This window comes from Nitrosospira multiformis (assembly GCF_900103165.1).
Lineage (GTDB): Bacteria > Pseudomonadota > Gammaproteobacteria > Burkholderiales > Nitrosomonadaceae > Nitrosospira > Nitrosospira multiformis_D.
This window is the reverse complement of sequence record NZ_FNKY01000001.1, coordinates 3,044,410-3,065,254: the sequence shown is the minus strand read 5'-3', so window position 1 is coordinate 3,065,254 and position 20,845 is coordinate 3,044,410. Positions and strand designations below refer to the sequence as shown.

The 20,845-nt window shown below is 53.8% G+C and carries 17 protein-coding genes; all 17 read right to left on the bottom strand.

Annotation, left to right across the window (positions count from 1 at the left end; genetic code table 11):
* Positions 1–15: 15 nt before the first annotated feature.
* The gene (gene hisA / locus BLR00_RS13765; RefSeq protein WP_074633683.1) at positions 16–786 is read right to left on the bottom strand and encodes a 1-(5-phosphoribosyl)-5-[(5-phosphoribosylamino)methylideneamino]imidazole-4-carboxamide isomerase; all 771 of its coding nucleotides are present in this window, start codon (positions 784–786) and stop codon (positions 16–18) included.
* A gap of 53 nt (positions 787–839) precedes the next feature.
* Positions 840–1,508, bottom strand: a complete 669-nt coding sequence (gene hisH / locus BLR00_RS13760) for an imidazole glycerol phosphate synthase subunit HisH (protein WP_074633680.1) — start codon at positions 1,506–1,508, stop codon at positions 840–842.
* A gap of 39 nt (positions 1,509–1,547) precedes the next feature.
* On the bottom strand, positions 1,548–2,135 hold the full coding sequence (gene hisB / locus BLR00_RS13755) for an imidazoleglycerol-phosphate dehydratase HisB (protein WP_074633677.1): 588 nt from the start codon (positions 2,133–2,135) through the stop codon (positions 1,548–1,550).
* Between the two features lie 41 nt (positions 2,136–2,176).
* Positions 2,177–3,268 carry a histidinol-phosphate transaminase gene (gene hisC / locus BLR00_RS13750; protein ID WP_074633674.1) on the bottom strand — a complete coding sequence of 364 codons (1,092 nt, stop codon included), beginning with the start codon at positions 3,266–3,268 and terminating at the stop codon, positions 2,177–2,179.
* 3 nt (positions 3,269–3,271) lie between these two features.
* Positions 3,272–4,591 carry a histidinol dehydrogenase gene (gene hisD / locus BLR00_RS13745; RefSeq protein WP_176759985.1) on the bottom strand — a complete coding sequence of 440 codons (1,320 nt, stop codon included), beginning with the start codon at positions 4,589–4,591 and terminating at the stop codon, positions 3,272–3,274.
* Positions 4,592–4,600: 9 nt separating this feature from the next.
* Entirely contained in the window at positions 4,601–5,269 is a 669-nt protein-coding gene (hisG, locus tag BLR00_RS13740; RefSeq protein WP_074633671.1) for an ATP phosphoribosyltransferase, read from the bottom strand.
* Between the two features lie 240 nt (positions 5,270–5,509).
* Positions 5,510–6,955, bottom strand: coding sequence for a dihydrolipoyl dehydrogenase (gene lpdA / locus BLR00_RS13735; RefSeq protein ID WP_074633669.1), 1,446 nt, complete (start codon positions 6,953–6,955; stop codon positions 5,510–5,512).
* A 67-nt stretch (positions 6,956–7,022) separates the two neighbouring features.
* Positions 7,023–8,258 carry a 2-oxoglutarate dehydrogenase complex dihydrolipoyllysine-residue succinyltransferase gene (gene odhB, locus BLR00_RS13730; RefSeq protein WP_074633666.1) on the bottom strand — a complete coding sequence of 412 codons (1,236 nt, stop codon included), beginning with the start codon at positions 8,256–8,258 and terminating at the stop codon, positions 7,023–7,025.
* 15 nt (positions 8,259–8,273) lie between these two features.
* On the bottom strand, positions 8,274–11,135 hold the full coding sequence (locus BLR00_RS13725) for a 2-oxoglutarate dehydrogenase E1 component (protein WP_074634327.1): 2,862 nt from the start codon (positions 11,133–11,135) through the stop codon (positions 8,274–8,276).
* Positions 11,136–11,187: 52 nt separating this feature from the next.
* Positions 11,188–12,489, bottom strand: a complete 1,302-nt coding sequence (gene gltA / locus BLR00_RS13720) for a citrate synthase (RefSeq protein WP_074633664.1) — start codon at positions 12,487–12,489, stop codon at positions 11,188–11,190.
* A 46-nt stretch (positions 12,490–12,535) separates the two neighbouring features.
* Positions 12,536–12,769: an FAD assembly factor SdhE gene (locus tag BLR00_RS13715; protein WP_074633660.1), complete on the bottom strand. Its 234-nt coding sequence runs from the start codon at positions 12,767–12,769 to the stop codon at positions 12,536–12,538.
* A gap of 395 nt (positions 12,770–13,164) precedes the next feature.
* Entirely contained in the window at positions 13,165–13,860 is a 696-nt protein-coding gene (locus tag BLR00_RS13710) for a succinate dehydrogenase iron-sulfur subunit (protein WP_074633659.1), read from the bottom strand.
* Between the two features lie 57 nt (positions 13,861–13,917).
* Positions 13,918–16,398 carry a glycogen/starch/alpha-glucan phosphorylase gene (locus BLR00_RS13705; protein WP_371130408.1) on the bottom strand — a complete coding sequence of 827 codons (2,481 nt, stop codon included), beginning with the start codon at positions 16,396–16,398 and terminating at the stop codon, positions 13,918–13,920.
* Between the two features lie 55 nt (positions 16,399–16,453).
* Positions 16,454–17,956 carry a glucose-6-phosphate dehydrogenase gene (zwf, locus tag BLR00_RS13700; RefSeq protein ID WP_074633657.1) on the bottom strand — a complete coding sequence of 501 codons (1,503 nt, stop codon included), beginning with the start codon at positions 17,954–17,956 and terminating at the stop codon, positions 16,454–16,456.
* Between the two features lie 94 nt (positions 17,957–18,050).
* Complete coding sequence (sdhA, locus tag BLR00_RS13695; protein WP_074633655.1) at positions 18,051–19,814, bottom strand: succinate dehydrogenase flavoprotein subunit; 1,764 nt, start codon at positions 19,812–19,814, stop codon at positions 18,051–18,053.
* Entirely contained in the window at positions 19,805–20,167 is a 363-nt protein-coding gene (gene sdhD / locus BLR00_RS13690) for a succinate dehydrogenase, hydrophobic membrane anchor protein (RefSeq protein ID WP_074633653.1), read from the bottom strand. Before sdhD ends, sdhA begins: the two co-directional genes overlap by 10 nt.
* The gene (gene sdhC / locus BLR00_RS13685; protein WP_074633650.1) at positions 20,161–20,538 is read right to left on the bottom strand and encodes a succinate dehydrogenase, cytochrome b556 subunit; all 378 of its coding nucleotides are present in this window, start codon (positions 20,536–20,538) and stop codon (positions 20,161–20,163) included. The genes sdhD and sdhC overlap by 7 nt, the downstream gene beginning before the upstream one ends.
* Positions 20,539–20,845: the final 307 nt, after the last annotated feature.

Here is a 20,845-nt window from a genome sequence, read left to right as displayed (position 1 = left end):
TTTATTGAAGTCTCATCAGGAAGAGGCCGTATCGCCCGACCTTATTCTTATACTCAGATCATCCGCCAGCGTTTGTGCCGATTTGAAATCCAGAGCCCCTTCGTAAATAGCGCGACCCGTGATTGCGCCCATGATACCTTCCAGCTCAATCTCGCAGAGCGCTTTGATGTCGTCCAGATTGGTGATGCCGCCACTGGCAATGACCGGAATAGTGAGCGCCCGGGCGAGTTCCACCGTGGCCTCGATATTGACACCGCTGAGCATGCCGTCTCGTCCGATATCCGTGTAGATGATCGCTTCGACACCATAATCCTCGAATTTTTTTGCAAGATCCACCACGTCGTGGCCGGTGACCTTGGACCAGCCGTTAACGGCCACCTTGCCCTCCTTGGCATCCAGCCCCACCATGATATGACCGGGAAAAGCGTTACAAGCGTCATGCAGAAACCCTGGCGTCTTCACCGCCGCGGTGCCGATGATGATATAGGTGATGCCATCGTCGAGATAACGTTCGATAGTTTCAAGATCGCGTATGCCGCCGCCAAGCTGGGTCGGGATCTCGTCACCGATGGCTTCGACGATGTCACGAATGGCCAGTTCATTCTTTGGTCTGCCGGCAAACGCACCGTTGAGATCCACCAGATGCAGTCGCCGCGCACCCTGATCCAGCCAATGCCTGGCCATGGCGCCGGGATTTTCCGAGAACACTGTGACGTCTTCCATTACGCCTTGTTTCAGGCGTACACACTGACCATCTTTCAGATCTATTGCGGGAATGATAAGCATTTTGAATCAGGATTTAAAAATATAGGATTGGTTTGATATTCGTAGAGAAAGGTTTACGTCCGTGCCCGATTATCCGCGCGTGAAGCGGGTTCCCATTGCACGAAGTTACGCAGCAGCGTCAACCCTGCCTCATGGCTTTTTTCCGGGTGAAACTGGACCGCAAAGATATTATCTTTTGCCACCGCGCAAGTAAACGCAAAAGGATAAAGACTATAGGCCGCCGCCGGCTCCGGGCTGGCAGTTTCGACGTAATAACTGTGTACAAAATAAAAGCGAGCGTCGTTGGGGATGCCTTCCCACAAGGGGTGATCGATAGCCTGATGTACCTGGTTCCAGCCCATGTGCGGCACTTTGAGTTTTTGTCCATCTGCACTCACCATCGCCGTGGGAGGAAAGCGCAATACCTTGCCGGATACAATACCCAGACCTTTTACATTGCCTTCCTCGCTGCTTTCGAACAACATTTGCAGACCTATGCAAATACCGAGAAACGGTTTATTGATGGCGGCATCCAGCACCGCTTCGCGCAATCCGCGTGCATCCAGTTCGCGCAGGCAGTCGGGCATCGCACCCTGACCGGGCACTACCACACGATTGGCTTTCCGTACCACCTCCGGGTCGCCGGTAATGACAATGGAGGCATCCGGGGCTACATGCTCCAGAGCTTTGGACACCGAGCGCAAGTTACCCATGCCGTAATCAACGATTGCAATATCAGTCATGTGGTGCCCATACCGTGCCAATGAGAAGGAGTGAGGACGCTACAAAGAGCCTTTGGTGGATGGAATGATTCCTGCCGCACGGGGATCGGGTTCCATCGCCATGCGCAACGCGCGGCCAAACGCCTTAAATACGGTTTCCGCCTGATGATGGGCATTGCGTCCCGATAGATTGTCGATGTGCAGCGTCACCATGGCATGGTTGACAAAGCCCTGGAAAAATTCATTTATCAAATCAACGTCAAATTCGCCGATGCGTGCGCGGGCAAACTCAATGTTGAGTTCCAGCCCGGGGCGTCCCGAGAAATCCACGACCACGCGTGACAATGCTTCGTCCAGCGGTACATAAGCGTGGCCGTAACGACGCAAGCCTTTCTTGTCCTCGATAGCCTGTGCGAGTGCCTGTCCAAGGGTGATGCCAATATCTTCCACGGTGTGGTGGGCGTCGATGTGCAGATCTCCCTTGGCGGCAATCTCCAAGTCTATCATGCCATGACGCGCCACCTGATCCAGCATGTGGTCGAGAAATGGCACACCGGTATTCAGTACTGCCTTGCCGGTTCCATCCAGATCGACTTTGACGCTGATCTGGGTTTCCAGGGTATTACGGGTGACTTGGGCCTGACGCATGGGGGTAATTTAGTTGCTGGGGTTCTTAAGTGAGAGCTGTCTTAAGTGAGGCTTGTCTTAAGCGAGGCCTGTAGCGCTTCCAAAAATTGCACGTTTTCAGCAGGTGTTCCCACTGTCACGCGCAGGCAGTTTTTCAATAACGGATGGGAACCATCAAGATTCTTGATCAAGATGCCGTGCTTTTTAAGCTCCTGAAACACTTTACCGGCTTTATACCCTTGGGTCATGCGGAACAGGATAAAATTCGCATCCGTCGGAAAAACCTCAACACCATCCAGCGCCACCAGACGTTTACTCATCACCGTCCGTTCTGTCTTGATCGCTTCGGCCTGTTGTAGCAGGATACCAGGATACTGTAATACTTTTTCCGCAATCAACTGAGTGAAGATTCCCGCATTATACGGCAAACGCAGCTTTTCAAGCTGACTCAACCATTCCGGTCTTCCGGCCAGGAGTCCCAACCTTAAACCAGCCAGTCCCAGCTTGGAAAGGGTGCGCATCAACAGTAGATTGGGGTACTGCACCAGTTTATCCATAAAACTTGCATCGGCGAAAGCATGGTAGGCTTCATCCACCACGACTACGCCGGGAGCAGCTTCAATAATACGCGAGACTGCGTCGGCGTCAAACAGGTTGCCAGTGGGGTTATTAGGATAAGCAATAAAAATAACCGCTGGCTGTTGCCGCGCGATGGCGGTCAGCATCGCGTCCACATCGAGTGAAAAATCGGCTCTCAGCGGCACGCCCGCATAACCCATTCCTGTGAAAGTGGCAATCATACGGAACATGACGAATGCGGGCTCGACACTCATCAATATTGCTCCAGGTCTGGCAAAGGCCAAGGCGATAATCTGGATGATCTCGTCCGAACCATTGCCCAGCATGATGTCCATCCCGTCGGGAATCGCCAGCGCTTCCCGCAGCGCGGCCTTGAGCGAAGCAGCACCCGCATCGGGATAGCGATTGATCGGTGCACTGGCCGCAAGCTGTGCGATTTCCTCCCTTAGTTCCGGCGGTAGCGTGTAGGGATTCTCCATCGCATCCAGTTTCACCATGCCGCTTGCAGGTGGCACGTGATAGGCGGACAGCGCGAGAATTTCGGGGCGGATAACCTGATCAGGCGATCTGGACATTTTTTAATCTTGTATGTCAGTCCTGTTCATGAATCGATATTCCGCCGACATCGCATGGGCTTGCAGACCCTCTCCATGGGCCAGGATTGAAGCAATCGCGCCGAGCTTTGCCGCGCCTTGCTCCGACACCTGGATGAGGCTGCTGCGTTTCTGGAAATCATACACGCCCAACGGTGACGAAAAGCGCGCGGTACGGGAAGTAGGCAGCACATGATTGGGGCCGGCGCAGTAATCACCAAGTGCCTCGGAAGTGTAGCGTCCCAGGAAAATCGCACCGGCATGGTTGATTTTATCCACCCATTTTTCCGGCTGTTCGACTGATAACTCCAGGTGCTCCGGTGCCACGTGATTCGCGATGGCACAGGCTTCATCCAGGTCTTTTACCTGAATCAGGACACCGCGATTTTCCAGCGAAGCACGGATAACCGCCTTGCGTGGCATTGTTTCCAGTTGCCGTGCAATACTTTCCGCCACCGCGTCGATAAAAGCAGCGTCGGGAGAAAGCAGGATTGCCTGGGCCAGCTCATCATGTTCTGCTTGCGAAAACAGATCCATTGCAATCCAGTCAGGATCGGTCTTGCCATCGCAAATCACCAGGATTTCGGATGGACCCGCCACCATATCGATGCCCACCACGCCAAATACGCGGCGCTTGGCCGCCGCCACATACTCATTGCCTGGCCCGACGATCTTGTCCACGCGCGGCACAGTTCCGGTGCCGTAGGCCAATGCGCCGACAGCCTGGGCTCCACCTATTGTGAACAACCGGTCCACCTCGCAAATCGCGGCCGCAGCCAGTACCAGATTATTTTTTTCTCCACCGGGAGTGGGTGTCACCATGATAAGTTCGCTGACCCCCGCCACCTTGGCAGGAATCGCGTTCATCAACACCGACGAAGGATAGGACGCCTTGCCACCGGGAACATATAACCCGACGCGACTGAGAGGGGTTATTTTCTGGCCCAGCAGCGTACCATCAGGTTCCGTATAACTCCAGGACTGGGCCAATTGCTTTTCGTGGTAGGCGCGTACCCGTACGGCAGCCTGTTCCAGCGCATTACGTTGATTCGCGGGCAGACCCTGCAGAGCTTGCTTCAAGGCGCTCCGGGGCAATTCAAGCTCCGCCACCGAGTTTGCGTCCAGATGGTCGAAGCGGTGCGTGTATTCCAGCAGCGCTTCATCACCACGCTTTTTGATATCCTTGAGAATGCCGGCGACTGTCACGTCTACCGCCGCATCGTGCGCGTCCTCAAAGGCCAGCAGTTTCTCCAACGCCGCATGGAAGCCGGCATCGGTGGAAGATAATTTCTTGATCTGAATCATAGGAAGGAATTATGGTTGTGCCGTTGTTTCTTCACATTGCGCGATTGCCGCTGAGAATGCATCCAGCATCGGTTGTATAGTCGTCCGTTTTAGTTTCAATGCCGCCTGGTTGATGATCAGCCGGGCCGAGATGGGCATGATCTCTTCCACCGCCTTAAGATGATTAGCCTTCAGCGTATTCCCACTGGAAACCAGATCGACAATGGCTTCCGCCAACCCTACCAGCGGCGCAAGCTCCATCGAGCCGTAGAGTTTGATGAGATCCACATGCATACCCTTTTCGGCGAAGTGCTCACGCGCCGTATGTAAGTACTTGGTCGCGACCCGCAGCCGCGCTCCCCGGCGTACAGCGGATTCGTAATCGAAGTCGTCGCGTACCGCCACCATCATGCGGCAGCGGGCAATATGCAAGTCCAATGGCTGATAAAGCCCCGATCCACCATGTTCCAGCAACACATCCTTGCCGGCGATACCCATATCCGCCGCCCCGTATTGCACATAAGTCGGCACATCCGAAGCGCGCACGATGATAAGCCGTACGTTATCGCGGTTGGTGGCGAGGATCAGTTTACGCGACGTCTCGGGGTCGTCCAGCGCGACAACGCCCGCAGCTTTCAATAGCGGCGCGGTATCGTCAAAAATGCGGCCCTTGGAAAGGGCAATGGTGATGCTGGCCATAGGGAATCCGTAAAAAACCTATTTTACCCCAAAGCAGCTACACCAGGCTTGCTGAAGAACATTGAAAGATTCGGTAGCTATGCAATATTTAAAAGGCCCCTGAACAAATCCGATGCGGAGTCCACTGTTAAAATAGTACTTGTTAATGATCAAGTTGGGTAATTCGATGTCGCTACGCTGCCACAAAGGGAGAAGGAAAGTGAAGGCCTGGACGGCGGGAATGCAGCCCCACAGCCCAGTTTATATATGTATTGCCCGTTTATCCACTCCCAGCGCCGCTTCGTGCAAGACTTCCGACAGCGAGGGATGGGCATGAACGATGCGCGCGATATCCTCGCTGCTGGCCGCGAATTCCATTGCCACCACCGCTTCGGCGATCATTTCGGAGACATAGGGGCCGATCATGTGGATGCCAAGGATGCGGTCGGTGTCCGCGTCGGCCAACACTTTCACGAAACCGCCCGTCTCGCCCAATGCGCGCGCGCGTCCGTTAGCCATGAAGGGAAACTGTCCCGCTTTATACTGAATGCCCGCTGTTTTCAATTCCTGTTCGGTCTTGCCCACCCAGGCAATTTCCGGTGAGGTATAAATCACCCAGGGAATGGTGTCGAGATTCACATGTCCCGCCTGACCCGCGATGGTTTCGGCTACCGCGACGCCTTCTTCGGAGGCCTTATGCGCCAGCATGGGTCCGCGTACCACGTCACCCACGGCATATATGTTCGGCAGATTGGTGCGGCAATGGCTGTCCACCTCAATGTAACCGCGACCATCCATTTTCAGCCCGACATTTTCCGCGCCCAGGCCAGTGGTGTTGGGAACCCGGCCGACCGCGACGATTAGTTTGTCGATTTCGAGTTGTTGCGTTTTGCCCTCGGTGTCAGCATATTCTACCGTGATGGCTTCCCCGGTTTTGATCCCGCTGATCTTGATACCTGTTTGTATTACCAACCCTGTTTCTTTGGCAAAGATTTTTTTTGCTTCCTTTGCCACTTGCTCGTCGGCGGCCATAAGGAATCCGGGTAGGGCTTCAAGGATGGTGACTTCCGAACCGAGCCGCCGCCACACGCTGCCCATTTCCAGGCCGATCACGCCCGCGCCAATCACGCCCAGCCGTTTTGGTGTTTCCGTCAGCGCCAATGCGCCGGCATTGTCCAGTATCCGCTCATTGTCCACCGGCGCAAACGGCAATTGGCGCGGTGTCGAACCCGTGGCGATGATGATATGTTTCGCCTCGACGGTGTCGACCTTATCCCCATTTTTCACTTCGATTTGCCAGAGCGTGTTGCCATCATCATATTTACTGCTCTTGAGCAATGAGCCACGTCCATTCATCGACGTCACCTTGTTTTTCTTGAGCAGCATGGCAACGCCGCCAGTGAAGGCCGCGACGATTTTATCCTTGCGGGACATCATTGTGGGAACATCCACGGACAGGCCTTCCACCTTGATCCCGTGCGCTGCGAATTTATGTGCGGCCCGTTCGTAATTCTCCGATGATTCCAGCAGCGCCTTGGAGGGAATGCAGCCGACATTCAGGCAGGTACCGCCGAGGCTGGCTTTGCCTTGGGGATTCTTCCACTCATCTATGCAAACAGTATTAAGGCCCAGTTGGGCACAACGGATCGCCGCGACATAACCGCCGGGACCGGCACCGATTACCGCTACATCAAAAGATTGGGACATGCTGGCACTTTATAAAAAAATGAATCATAAAAATACGGCTCCGCAAAAGTGAAACGTTACCGGTGTATCAGGCTTCCAGCAATGGACTCATCGGATATTCCAGCGCCTCTTTCATTGCCACCAGCGAAAGTACCGCTTCGCGCCCATCAATGATCCGGTGATCGTAAGAGAGAGCGAGGTAGGTCATCGGACGAATCACTACCTGGCCATTTTCGGCCACTGGGCGATCCTTTGTCGCATGAATGCCAAGAATGGCGCTTTGCGGCGGGTTAATGATGGGTGTGGAGAGCATCGAGCCGAATACGCCGCCATTGGTAATTGAGAAGGTACCACCTGTCAATTCTTCAATGGTCAGCTTGCCATCCATGGCGCGTTTGCCGAAATCGGCAATTTGCCGTTCAATCCCGGCCTGCGTTAAGGAATCGGCGTCACGAATGATAGGGACCACCAGGCCGCGCGGACTGCTTACGGCAATGCCAATATCGAAATAGCCGTGGTAGATGATATCGTTTCCATCCACCGAGGCGTTGACGATGGGGAATTTTTTCAGCGCAGCAACCGCCGCCTTGACAAAAAACGACGTGAGGCCGAGCTTGACGCCGTACTCTTTCTCGAATTTATCTCTATAGCGGGCGCGCAAGTCCATGATCGCTTGCATATTGACTTCGTTGAATGTGGTCAGTATCGCGGCGGTGGATTGAGACTGCACGAGACGCCCGGCGATGCGCGCCCGTAACCGCGACATGGGCACCCGTTGCTCGGGCCGATTACCGCCAAGCGCGGGCACAGCCGTAATGGAAGGCGGCGGGGATAACGGAGCTGCGGGGGACGATGAGGGCTTGCTTTTCATATGTGCCGCCACATCCTCCTTGGTGATACGGCCGTCACGCCCGCTGCCCTTGATCGAGCTGATTTCTTCGGTTCCAAGGTTGGCCTGCGCCGCCAGATTCCGGGCGGCGGGCATCATCGCCGGAGCTGACGTTGCGTCGGCGGCGGTGACCGGGACAGGTTCCGTATTCGATGATGCTGGCGAGGCAGATACGGCCGCAGGTGATGCCCCCGCAGCCTCGGTATCTATGGTGGCAATGATTTCACCCCCTACCACCGTTGCTCCGTCGTCCTTGATAATTCTGGCCAGTACTCCTGTGGCGGGTGCCGGCAATTCCAGTACGACTTTATCAGTTTCGATATCGATCAGATTTTCGTCGCGGTCAACGTGTTCTCCCGCTTTCTTGTGCCAGGAAAGCAGCGTGGCTTCCGCCACCGATTCGGATAGCACCGGAACTTTGACTTCGACTAGCATGGACCAACCTCCTGGTTAAATTCTTTCGCGAAACGCCGCGGCCACCAATTCCTTCTGCTGGAAATTGTGCTTCGCCAGGTATCCCACCGCTGGGGACGCCGAGGACACACGCAATGCGTAGCCTAAAACCTGTTCCGGCCGTTTGTGCCGCATCAGGTAGTGCTGGATGCGGTGCCACGCTCCCTGGTTGCCAGGTTCTTCCTGGCACCAGAGGATATCTCTGGCCTGTGGATAGCGATCGATTTCAGTCTGAAAATCATCATGTGGAAACGGGTACAACTGCTCTATACGAATAATCGCGACATCTTCGATTTGATGCTCCCTGCGGTACGCCAATAAATCGTAATATACCTTGCCACAGCAGGCGATAACACGACGTACATTATCCGGATCAAGCTTCTGAGTTTCCGGAATCACATTCTGAAAATTACCATCGGCGAGTTCCGCAAGACTCGATATCGATTCCTTATGGCGCAGCAGACTCTTGGGGCTCATGATGACAAGCGGTTTACGCAACGGGCGGATCATCTGCCGTCGCAACACGTGGAACATCTGTGCCGGTGTGGAAGGAACGCACACCTGAATATTGTATTCCGCACAGAGTTGCAGATAACGTTCCAGACGTGCCGAAGAGTGTTCCGGTCCTTGTCCTTCGTAGCCGTGCGGCAGCATCAATACCAGACCGCATAGCCGTCCCCACTTGGCCTCGCCGGAAGCAATGAACTGATCTATCACTACCTGTGCGCCATTGGTGAAATCGCCAAACTGTGCTTCCCATACCACCAGCTCATCCGGTTCCGCGGTCGCGTAGCCGTATTCGAAACCAAGTACCGCTTCTTCCGACAATACGGAATCGATTATCACGAAATCCGGTTGTCCCGGCGCAATATGGCGCAATGGCACATAGGTGCCCTCATCCCATCGTTCCCGGTTCTGGTCATGCAGCACCGCATGCCGGTGGAAGAAGGTTCCACGTCCCGAATCCTGGCCCGAAATGCGTATAGGGAAGCCATCTTTCAGAAGTGCTGCATAGGCGAGATTTTCGGCCATTCCCCAATCCAGAGGCAGTTTTCCCTCACCCATCAAGCGGCGGTCGGCGATAATCTTTTCCACACGCGAATGCAATTTGAATTTGGCGGGAATATCGGTCAGCCGTTCCGCCAGATTCCGTAATTCCGCTTCCGGCAATCCGGTCTTTACCTTTGCATTCCATTTGTCATTCTTCAGAAAAGGCGTCCAGTCCACCGCCTTGGGCGACTTGTACTCATAAAGGATGGTTTTGTTGGGGTTGCGGCCCGCATCCATGTCGTCGCGATAGGCCTTTGCCATCTGCTCAGCCTCACCGGCATTGACGGTACCTTCCGCCTCCAGTTTATCGGCATAGAGTTTGCGCGTCCCAGGATGGCGGCTGATAATCTTGTACATCAGCGGCTGGGTCACCATCGGTTCATCCTGCTCGTTATGACCGAGCGTCCGGAAACAGACCATGTCCACGACCACGTCCCTATGGAACTTCATCCGGAAATCAAGCGCAATTTCGGCCGCCATGATGACCGCCTCGGGATCGTCGCCATTGACGTGAAAAACCGGCGCCTCGATCATTTTTGATACGTCGGTGCAATAAAGCGTGGAGCGGGCATCCCTCGGGTCAGAGGTTGTGAAACCGATCTGGTTATTGATGATGATATGCACTGTGCCGCCCGTACCATAACCGCGCGTCTGCGAGAGATTCAGGGTTTCCATCACCACACCTTGGGCGGAGTAGGCGGCATCGCCATGCAGCAGCACAGGCAACACCAGATTGCCTTCCCTGTCCTGCAAGCGGTGTTGACGGGCTCGTACCGAGCCCTCTACCACCGGGTTCACGATTTCCAGATGTGAGGGATTAAACGCCAATGTCAAGCGCATGATCCCGCCCGGCGTGGATACCGCCGAGGAAAAGCCCTGGTGATATTTGACATCGCCTTCGGTCAGTTCTTGTGGTTGTTTGCCTTCGAATTCCTGGAACAGATCAGCGGGCACTTTACCCAACGTGTTGACCAACACGTTAAGCCGCGCGCGGTGCGCCATGCCGATGACTATCTGCTGCACGCCCATCTTGCCGGCGCGTTGCAGCAAGTTATCCAATAGTGGAATCAGGCTTTCGCCACCCTCGCCGGAGAAGCGTTTTTGGCCGACATAGCGTGTGTGCAGATACTTTTCCAGCCCTTCCGCCGCATTCAGGCGCTCCAGAATATGGCGCTTGTATTCAGCGGAGTAATCGGGTTGGGCGCGCGGACCCTCAATGCGATTTTGTATCCAGCGTTTCTGCTCGGTATCGGTAATGTACATATATTCGACACCGATACTGCCACAATAGGTTTGTTGTAATACCTCAAGAATTTCCCGCAGCGAGGCACGGGCCGGACCGATCAAGGAACCCGTGCCAAAAATGGTGTCCAGGTCTGATTCGGTTAATCCGTAGTGGCCAGGATTGAGTTCGGCAATGTATGGTTTTTCCTGGTGTTTGAGGGGATCGAGATTGGCATGGCGCACGCCGAGAAAACGATAGGCATTGATTAACTGCAATACCGAGATCTGTTTGCGCTCCGAAGCAAGGTCATCCTTGTCCGGTGCCGGTTCCCTGGCAGTATCCCGCATGCTTCGATATGAGCGCTCATTTGCCAGGCGGAAAAACGATTCAATTACCGGGCCGTGCGGTACATCCTGGAAATCCTGCCCCAAAGCCGGTTTTGCCGCTGCGCGCCATTTATCAAAATAGTGATGCCATTCCGATGGAACTGATTCCGGATTTTGCAGATAGTCTTCGTAAAGCCCTTCAATGAAGGGCGCATTCGCGCCGAACAAGGGAGAGTCTTCGAACAGCTGCTTTATCATGGGGCTGGATTCCATCGTTTGATAAATATCCACCAGCGTCAGATATGCCAGATCACTTGCGTAATGCGATCGGCACTACATCCCGGGTGACAGCACCGGTATAAAGCTGTCGCGGGCGTCCTATCTTGTAATCGGGATCGGAGATCATTTCACTCCACTGCGCAATCCACCCCACTGTGCGCGCCATGGTAAATATGGCGGTGAACATGGAGATGGGGATGCCCAATGCACGCTGCACGATGCCTGAGTAAAAATCGACATTGGGGTAGAGTTTCCGGGAAATGAAATACTCATCCTCCAGCGCGATTTTCTCCAGTTTCATTGCCAGCTTGAACAAACGGTCGTCATGCAATCCCAGTTCGCTCAATACCTCATGGCAGGTTTCGCGCATCAATTTTGCGCGGGGGTCAAAATTCTTGTATACCCGGTGGCCAAAGCCCACCAATCGGAAAGGATCGTTTTTGTCTTTAGCGCGATCAATATATTCACCGATGCGTGAATCATCGCCGATTTCTTCCAGCATATTGAGGCAGGCTTCATTGGCTCCGCCATGCGCGGGACCCCAGAGGCAGGCAATACCGGCGGAAATACAGGCAAACGGATTTGCGCCGCTGGAACCCGCAAGCCGCACGGTAGAAGTAGAGGCATTCTGCTCGTGGTCGGCATGCAAAATCAGAATACGATCCAGTGCTCGCGCCAATACCGGATTGGGTTTATATTCCTCGGCAGGCGTGGCGAACATCATGTGCATGAAATTTTCCGCATAATTAAGGTTATTACGCGGATAGATGAAAGGCTGGCCGATATTGTATTTATAGGTCATTGCGGTAATAGTCGGCAATTTCGCTACCAGGCGAAACGCAGACAGCTCGCGGTGCGAAGCATCGGAAATATCCATCGCGTCGTGATAAAACGCCGATAACGCACCGACCACTCCAACCATCACTGCCATGGGATGAGCATCGCGGCGGAAACCGGTGTAGAACCGCGCCAGTTGCTCATGCACCATCGTGTGTTCCTTGATGGTTCTATCGAATAATGCCTTCTCGTTTCTGGTTGGCAATTCTCCATTCATCAGCAAATAACACACTTCCATGAAGTCGCATCGCTTGGCCAACTGTTCGATCGGATATCCGCGATAGAGCAGAATGCCTTTGTCGCCATCGATAAAGGTTATTTTTGAACTACTGCTGGCGGTGGAAAGAAAGCCAGGATCATAAGTAAACACACCGCTCTTGGCGTGCAGGGTACGAATATCCACGACATCCGGTCCCATACTTCCGGACATGATGGGAAACTCAAGCGGCTGACCGCCATTATCCAGATTGAGAGTCGCTTTACGCTTTTGTTCCATCTTGTTCTCCACTATTTCGTTATCCTTGTTTAAAACCGCGATGAAATTAAATCGTCTGCAAAAGGCGAAGTACAGGTTGCAGGCTTCTATCCTCCGCTTCTTTCCTCAGTGCGATCATTTCCCACAAGTCATTGTCGGGGAGATCCAGTAATGTTTCAAATTGCCGTAATTCTGTTTCGTCCAGCCGGGCGTAATACTCATCCATAAAGTGTTGCAGCACGATGTCAAGTTCCAGCAAACCCCGCCGGCACCGCCAGCGGGCACGTTCCTGTTCTTTCATACTAGGGCCTGTTAACACTTATTTCGCACTCGCGACGGCGACGGATTTCATCCAGCACGAGGCATGAGCCGCGCGGCGGAGCAGGCCTCCGTAAGCGGCGAGTAACGAAGGGCTGGATGAAATCCGTCCCGTCCCTTCGGGTTGCGCACAAAAAACGCGGAGGCCGCGTTACGAAGCTTGGCCATAGGTTACTATGGCCTGTGCTTCGCGCCTTGCCTCCGCGTTTTTTGTGTAGCAACGCGGGTGCGAAATAAGTGTTAACAGGCCCTAGATCCGGTAGTGGTAGTGAACTCACCCTGAAGGTGAAGATTAACTGGCAAAAAAAATCTTTTTGGATCATCGCACCGGGCTTGACAAATGAGTAAAAAGTGAGCGGTCAACTGTCGGATTTAGGATCATACCGTTCTTTTTACCATCATGTCCTTGATCTTGCCAATAGCGCTGGTCGGATTCAATCCCTTTGGGCACACATCCACGCAGTTCATGATGGAGTGGCAGCGGAACAGGCGATACGGATCTTCCAGATTATCCAAGCGCTCGGCGGTAGCCTGGTCGCGGCTGTCAGCGAGGAAGCGATATGCCTGCAACAGTCCCGCCGGACCCACGAATTTATCAGGGTTCCACCAGAATGAAGGACATGCGGTGGAGCAGCATGCGCATAGAATGCATTCATACAGTCCATCCAGTTCCGCTCTTTCTTCGGGCGATTGTAGCCGCTCGGTTTCCGGTGGCGGATCGTTGTTGATGAGATAAGGCTTGATGGAATGATATTGCTTGAAGAATTGCGTCATGTCCACAATCAGGTCGCGTATCACCGGCAATCCTGGCAGCGGGCGTAATTCCACGGGTTCCTTCAGTCCAGCGACGGGTGTGATACACGCCAATCCGTTGCGGCCATTGATGTTCATTCCATCCGATCCGCATACTCCTTCCCGGCAGGAGCGGCGCAGGCTCAAGCTGTCATCCACGGACTTGATACGTATCAGCGCATCCAGCAGCATCTTGTCGGCGGGTTCCAGCGCAATATCGTAATCCTGCATATAAGGCTTTTCGTCCTTGTCGGGATCGAAGCGGTAGATTGAGAACCTCATGGCTGATTCCTTAATATATCCATCGTATAAATCCACCCCGTGGATAGCTGTGGTTTGCTAGCCAATTCCACCAGACTCCACACTGCGGGACGCTACCGGCTTTGCATCCCATATCTCGCTGGCATACTGCATGATGGTGCGGTCACTGGAAAATTTACTCATATTGGCAACATTCAGGATCGCCTTGCGTACCCACTGTTCCTGATCCCGGTAAGCCACTTCAACTTTTTTCTGACAATCGATATAAGACGCATAGTCCGCCAGCAGCAAATATTGATCCCCATGCTCTAAAAGCGTATCGACGATAGGTTTAAAGCGGTCCGGCTCATCCGGCGAGAAAAATCCCGATCCGATCATGTCGAGCACCGCTCGTAATTCCGGATTGGCGTGGTAGAAATCCCAAGGTTGATAGCCATTCGCTTTCGTCTCGGCGACTTCCGCCGCCGTGAGGCCGAATATGAAGATGTTGTTCTCTCCGACTTCGCCGCTGATTTCGATATTGGCGCCATCCAGAGTACCGATCGTGAGTGCGCCGTTCAATGCCAGCTTCATGTTTCCCGTGCCGGAGGCTTCCGTGCCCGCAGTGGAAATCTGCTCCGAGAGATCCGCAGCTGGAATCATCTCTTCCGCGGCCGATACGTCGTAATTGGGCATGAACACCACTTTCAAATAGCTGGATACCTGAGGGTCATTATTAACAATGTCGGCGATATCGTTAATAAGTTTAATAATGAGCTTGGCCTTGACATAACCGGGCGCCGCCTTGCCTCCAAAAATTACGGTACGCGATACATACTCCGCGTTCGGGTTATGGCGAATGCGGTTATACAGGGTCACCACATGCAGCACGTTGAGCAGTTGCCGCTTGTATTCGTGGATCCGCTTGATCTGGACATCGAACAGCGAATCGGGGCTGATATCAATGTTGAGCTTTTGCTTCAGCATGGCAACCAACCGCTCCTTATCCGCACGCTTCACAGCGGCGAACTCCTTGCGAAAAGATGCATCATCGACAAGGGGAATCAATCGCTTCAGTTGGCTCAAGTCCTTGACCCAGCCGGAACCGATGCGCGTAGTAATGAGTTCGGCTAAACGCCGGTTGGCCTGATTCAGCCAGCGGCGTGGCGTGATGCCGTTGGTTATATTGATGATTTTACCGGGGAAAAAAACGTCGAAGTCCGAAAATATGGTCTGCTTCATCAGTTCGGTATGAATTTGCGCTACCCCGTTCACTTTGTGGCTGCCGACGATGGCCAAATGGGCCATGCGGATTCGTTTTTCTCCCGACTCATCTATGATGGACATGCGGCGCAATATCCCGGTATCGCCGGGGTATCGGTGCATCACATCTTTCAAGAACCGGCGGTTGATTTCATAGATGATTTGTAAATGGCGAGGCAGGACATTCTCGAACAGGGCAACTGTCCAGGTTTCGAGTGCCTCGGGCATCAGCGTGTGGTTGGTATAGGCAAAAGTACGTGTAGTGATATCCCACGCTTTCTCCCAATCCAGATGGTGCAAATCCACCAGCACACGCATCAGTTCGGGGATGGCAATGGCGGGATGCGTATCGTTCAACTGGATCGCCACCTTGTCGGGCAAGGCATCGAAATTGCTTTGGTATTTGTTGTAGCGATATAGGATGTCATGCAATGAAGCACACACGAAGAAGTATTGTTGCTTCAGGCGCAGTTCGCGTCCCATTGTGGTCGTGTCGTCGGGATACAGTACCTTGGATAGATTTTCGGAATCGTTCTTATCCTCTACTGCCTTGACATAATTACCCTCGTTGAAGTAACGCAATTCGAAATCGCGCGTCGCCTTGGCCGACCAGAGGCGCATGTTATTGACGGTGTGGGTACCATAGCCTGGAATAGGAGTGTCAAAAGCCATGGCCATTACATCGTCGGTATCTATCCAGTGATAGTGCGCCACACCTTGTTCATCCGGGTATTGAACCGCACGGCCGTGGAATTTAACCTGATATAGCACCTCCGGACGGGGAAATTCCCAGGGATTGCCATAGCGCAGCCAGTTATCCGGATGCTCGACTTGCCTGCCGTCTTCAATGCGCTGGGCGAACATGCCATATTCGTAGCGGATGCCGTAACCGTAGCCGGGAAGATCGAGCGTCGCCATGGAATCGAGGAAGCAGGCGGCAAGCCGCCCCAGGCCGCCATTTCCAAGCGCGGCATCCGGCTCTATTTCACGCACACTGTCCAGATTGATTCCCAAATCGTTAAGCGCCTCACGGAATTGCTGATCAAACCCCAGATTGTGCACGCTATTCATCAGCGTGCGTCCCATCAAGAACTCCAGGGAAAAATAGTAAACCCGCTTTACATCATTGATGTAATAACCGCGCATGGTTTCCATCCAGCGGTCGATCAAGCGGTTGCGCACCAAATAAGCCGCGGCGAAGAATCTATCGCGGTCTGTGGCGGTAATGGTGTCTTTGCCGACCGAATAGGTCAGGCAGTTGGCAAGAGACTGCTTGATTGAGTCCGCGTCGAAACCGGTTTTTTCATGCTCAAACATAGATTTTTGCAAAGAATCAGCCATGATTTATCCCGTCAAGTTTATGAAACGGTGATCAATAAGCCTGCAAATCAGCACCCTCCGGATTCAGTGAATGGCGCCAGAACTGACCGTCGCCATCAAACAGGCGATAGGTGCCGCGCGGCCCCCAGGTGCCGGCCTGATAGCCATTGATAAAATCGCGTTCCATCGCCCACACCTTGATAATAGGATCCACCGCGCGCCAGGCCCATTCCACCTCATCAATGCGCAGAAACAGTGAATGATCGCCTTGCATCACATCCAGCAGCAAACCTTCGTAGGCGTCGTGTTCCTCTTCGTTGGCCTTGCGATAGGTTGCGTCCAGACTGATGGTGCGTGTATGCAAGTCCAGCCCCGGCACCTTGACCTGAATTTCCATCCTCAGGCAGTCATTGGGTTGAATGCCCAGCATAATCCAATTCGGGTGTGATGATTCGCGAACCGCATGACGCAGCAAATCCTGCGGCGGCCTTTTGAAGCGGATACAAATCGCCGAACTATTTTCCGCCATGCGTTTGCCGGTGCGCAGATAGAAGGGCACGCCGGCCCACCGCCAGTTGTCTAGATACAGTTTCAGTGCCGCATAGGTCTCGGTGGAACTATCCGGCGCCACGCCTGATTCGTCCAGATACCCAGGAACGGGCTTGCCATCAATGATGCCGCTGGTATATTGACCGCGGAATGCGTGGGCATGTACCGAATTTTGCGTGATCGGCCGTATCGCTTTCAGCACTTTCACTTTCTCGTCCCGCAAGTGCTCGGCTGTCACAGATACCGGCGGTTCCATCGCCACCAGAGCAAGCAACTGCAGCAAGTGGCTCTGTATCATGTCGCGTAGCGCACCGGCTCCCTCATAATAATCCGACCGTCCGTCAACACCGAGGGTTTCGGAATGGGTGATCTGTACATGGTCGATATAATGATTGTTCCACAATGGTTCCAGCAATATGTTGGCGAAGCGAAATACCAGTACGTTCTGCACCGTGCCTTTACCGAGATAGTGGTCGATCCGGAAAATTTGCGGCTCGTTCAAGTGACGATACAGGCTGCCCTGAAGGGTTTGCGCACTTAACAAATCGTAACCAAAAGGTTTTTCGATTACCACGCGGCGCCAACCCTTTTCCTGCTTGAGCAAGCCGATGACGCCGAGTTTGTCGATGATCGCCGGGAACGCCGACGGACGCACTGCCATATAAAATACGATATTGGAGGGAAATCCCGGTGTTTCCTCCAATATTTCCTTTAATTTCGGATAAGCATCGCTGCCGGGAGGGTTGGGATGGTAATGCAGACGTGCACGAAAACGCTCGAATGCCTGTTCGTCGAGCCCTGCCGCAAATTTGGACCGGAGCATGCTGGCTACTTCCAAGATCCACTGCTCGCTGCTCCAGGACTCCAGGCTACACCCAACTATCGCCGTTTTTTCCGGTAGCCGTCCCGCGACTTCCAGCCGGAACAGCGCCGGGATCAATTTGCGCCGCGCCAGATCTCCGCTTGCTCCAAAAATCACTACAATACATGGTTCGATGGTTCCCATTTTTCTTTCCCCCATATTCGGCGTGCGCTAATAATATATCTGTATCCTATACATCAATAGTTGAAGATTTTCTCATTAATGTGTGACTTTCTCGTTAATAGGTTCTCGCTTTGGGCGGGAACGATTCCACCGTCAACGGTTTTAACCGGACCGGTTTGTAATCCAGCCGTCGTCCTTCACTAAAGAATAAAGTGTGCTTCAGCCACTTATTATCATCCCGCTCTGGAAAATCGTCACGGGCATGGGCGCCGCGGCTTTCAGTGCGCGCTTCAGCCGATACCATGGTGGCCACTGCTACTTCTACAAGGTTGTCGAGTTCCAGCGCTTCCACCCGGGCGGTATTGAAGACTCTGCTCTTGTCCCCGATCCCGGTGTGCCTGGCACGTTCCGCCACTTCGTCAATTTTTGAAACACCCTGCTTGAGCATGTCTGCGAAACGGAAGACACCACAATGCGCCTGCATGGTTTTGCGTAGCGCATCGCCGACTTGCGCTACGCTTTCCCCATTCTTCTGACCATCCAGCCGGGCCAGCCGTGCAAGCGACTTATCGGCGGCATCCGCCGGTAACTGCTTGTGATGAGGGTTCTTTTTCAGTTCCTCGATAATTTGATTGCCCGCGGCTCGTCCGAACACCACGATATCGAGCAGCGAATTGGTCCCCAGGCGATTGCCGCCATGCACGGAAACGCAAGCGCACTCGCCTACGGCATAAAAACCTTGCACCACTTCTTCGGGCCCGGTTTTGTAAGGCGCCACCACCTGTCCGTAATAATTGGTGGGGATTCCGCCCATCATGTAATGCGCGGTAGGCGCCACCGGAATCGGGTCACGGATCGGGTCGGCGTGAGCAAACTTCATGGAAATTTCACGAATGCCCGGCAGCCGTGTCTTGATCACGTCCGCACCCAGATGATCGAGTTTCAGCAGCAGATGGTCGGCATCCCTGCCACAGCCGCGTCCTTCCTTGATTTCCGTAGTCAGGGCGCGCGATACGACGTCGCGGCTGGCCAGATCTTTGGCGTGGGGGGCGTAGCGCTCCATGAAGCGCTCGCCATCCCTGTTAAGCAGATAGCCGCCCTCGCCACGTACCGCCTCGCTGATGAGTACGCCCACTCCATACACGCCGGTGGGATGGAATTGCCAGAATTCCATATCCTCCAAAGGTATGCCGGCGCGTGCCGCCATGCCGAGACCGTCTCCGGTATTGATGAATGCATTGGTACTGGCATGGAATATGCGTGCCCCGCCGCCGGTGGCGAACAAGGTGGCTCTTGCCTGCAGCGCCATGACTTCGCCGGTTTCCATGTCCAGCGCCGTTATGCCGCACACTTCGCCGTCTTCATCGCGGATCAGATCCAGCCCCATCCATTCAACAAAAAACTGGGTGTTGGCGCGCACGTTGCGTTGATATAGTGTATGCAGCATGGCGTGGCCGGTGCGATCCGCCGCCGCGCACGAGCGCGTTGCCTGCGCGCCGCCAAAATTCTGCGATTGGCCGCCGAAGGGACGCTGGTAAATTTTGCCGTTCTCCAGCCGATCGAACGGCATGCCATAATGCTCCAGTTCATATACCACCTCACTGGCCTGGCGGCACATGAACTCGATGGCATCCTGGTCGCCGAGATAATCAGACCCTTTCACTGTGTCGTACATGTGCCAGTGCCAGTTGTCTTCGGTGACATTCCCAAGCGCCGCGGCAATGCCGCCCTGCGCAGCCACTGTGTGAGATCGGGTGGGGAATACCTTGGATAATACCGCCACCTTGAGTCCTGCTTCCGATAATTGCAATGCGGCACGCATGCCCGCACCGCCGGCGCCGACGATTACCGCATCAAATTTTCTTTTGGCTATCGCCACGTGAACTCCAGGGCCCACAGGATTTCCGCAGACCAGACGGTATAAAACAACAGGGACAATACGACCAATATCTGCAACGTCAGGCGGATGCCGGTAGCGTGAACATAGTCCATCAGGATATTACGCATGCCGATCCAGGCATGCCAGAACAGGCTGACAAGAAACAGGAAGGAGGCAATACGCATCCATCGGCCACTGAACAGCGATTTCCATGTGGCGTAATCGTGTGGCGGCGAAATCAGCAGTGCGACGGCCAGACACAGGACAAAGGCGACCATCACCACGGCGGTCACGCGCTGCGCCAGCCAATCCCGCAGCCCGTAATGCGCACCGGTGACTATACGCTTCACCATATCAATAGCGAAATCAAGAAGGTGAGAATGATCCCCGCAGCCAGTACCACCTTGCTGGTCAATCGTGCCTGTTCTCGCGTGCCGCCATAATGCAGATCCAGTGCGAGGAAACGAATGCCCGCACAGAGATGATGCAGGAAGAACCACAACAGGAGAGTCAATGCGGCTTTGGACAGGGAGCCGCTCACAAGAGCCTGAAATCGGGCGTAGCCTTGAGGAGAATTCAGCGTCATCTCCAGGCCGCAAAGAAGGAGAGGGATCCCCGGGAAAAATAGTAGCGCACCGCTTATGCGATGCAGAACCGAAATCACAGCCGGGAGTGGCTGTTTGATTTCCATCAAATTAAGAAACTTGGGACGTGTTCTTTGCAATTTTTTACTTCCAAGGTGCCGGTCTCACCATCCACCAACTTAGTGTAGACCGTTATACTGAGCGATACAATATGAATGCCGTACAAGTAAACCCTATAAGTAATAGGGTTTAAGGCCGGATTTTAGTCCAGGATGAACTCCGAATGCTGCCTAAATTGACAGTAGGGTGGAATGTTTTTATAGTCCGGTGCGTTGGGCATATACTAACCCGAATGTTTCATAAATTGACGCGCGTCTTCGCTGGTCTTGTGTTTCGTATGGAAATTTTGTTCAGTCGAGCGTATGAATAACTACGCTACGCTTTCAA

Coding starts and splice junctions, on each gene's coding strand:
- lpdA (WP_074633669.1), bottom strand. CDS start 6,955: ATGTCCCAATCTTTTGATGTAGCGGTAATCGGTGCCGGTCCCGGCGGT.
- hisB (WP_074633677.1), bottom strand. CDS start 2,135: ATGCGTCAGGCCCAAGTCACCCGTAATACCCTGGAAACCCAGATCAGC.
- gltA (WP_074633664.1), bottom strand. CDS start 12,489: ATGGAACAAAAGCGTAAAGCGACTCTCAATCTGGATAATGGCGGTCAG.
- hisA (WP_074633683.1), bottom strand. CDS start 786: ATGCTTATCATTCCCGCAATAGATCTGAAAGATGGTCAGTGTGTACGC.
- BLR00_RS13710 (WP_074633659.1), bottom strand. CDS start 13,860: ATGAGGTTCTCAATCTACCGCTTCGATCCCGACAAGGACGAAAAGCCT.
- hisG (WP_074633671.1), bottom strand. CDS start 5,269: ATGGCCAGCATCACCATTGCCCTTTCCAAGGGCCGCATTTTTGACGAT.
- BLR00_RS13705 (WP_371130408.1), bottom strand. CDS start 16,398: ATGTTTGAGCATGAAAAAACCGGTTTCGACGCGGACTCAATCAAGCAG.
- zwf (WP_074633657.1), bottom strand. CDS start 17,956: ATGGGAACCATCGAACCATGTATTGTAGTGATTTTTGGAGCAAGCGGA.
- hisH (WP_074633680.1), bottom strand. CDS start 1,508: ATGACTGATATTGCAATCGTTGATTACGGCATGGGTAACTTGCGCTCG.
- BLR00_RS13715 (WP_074633660.1), bottom strand. CDS start 12,769: ATGAAAGAACAGGAACGTGCCCGCTGGCGGTGCCGGCGGGGTTTGCTG.
- hisC (WP_074633674.1), bottom strand. CDS start 3,268: ATGTCCAGATCGCCTGATCAGGTTATCCGCCCCGAAATTCTCGCGCTG.
- BLR00_RS13725 (WP_074634327.1), bottom strand. CDS start 11,135: ATGATAAAGCAGCTGTTCGAAGACTCTCCCTTGTTCGGCGCGAATGCG.
- sdhD (WP_074633653.1), bottom strand. CDS start 20,167: ATGGTGAAGCGTATAGTCACCGGTGCGCATTACGGGCTGCGGGATTGG.
- hisD (WP_176759985.1), bottom strand. CDS start 4,591: ATGATTCAGATCAAGAAATTATCTTCCACCGATGCCGGCTTCCATGCG.
- odhB (WP_074633666.1), bottom strand. CDS start 8,258: ATGCTAGTCGAAGTCAAAGTTCCGGTGCTATCCGAATCGGTGGCGGAA.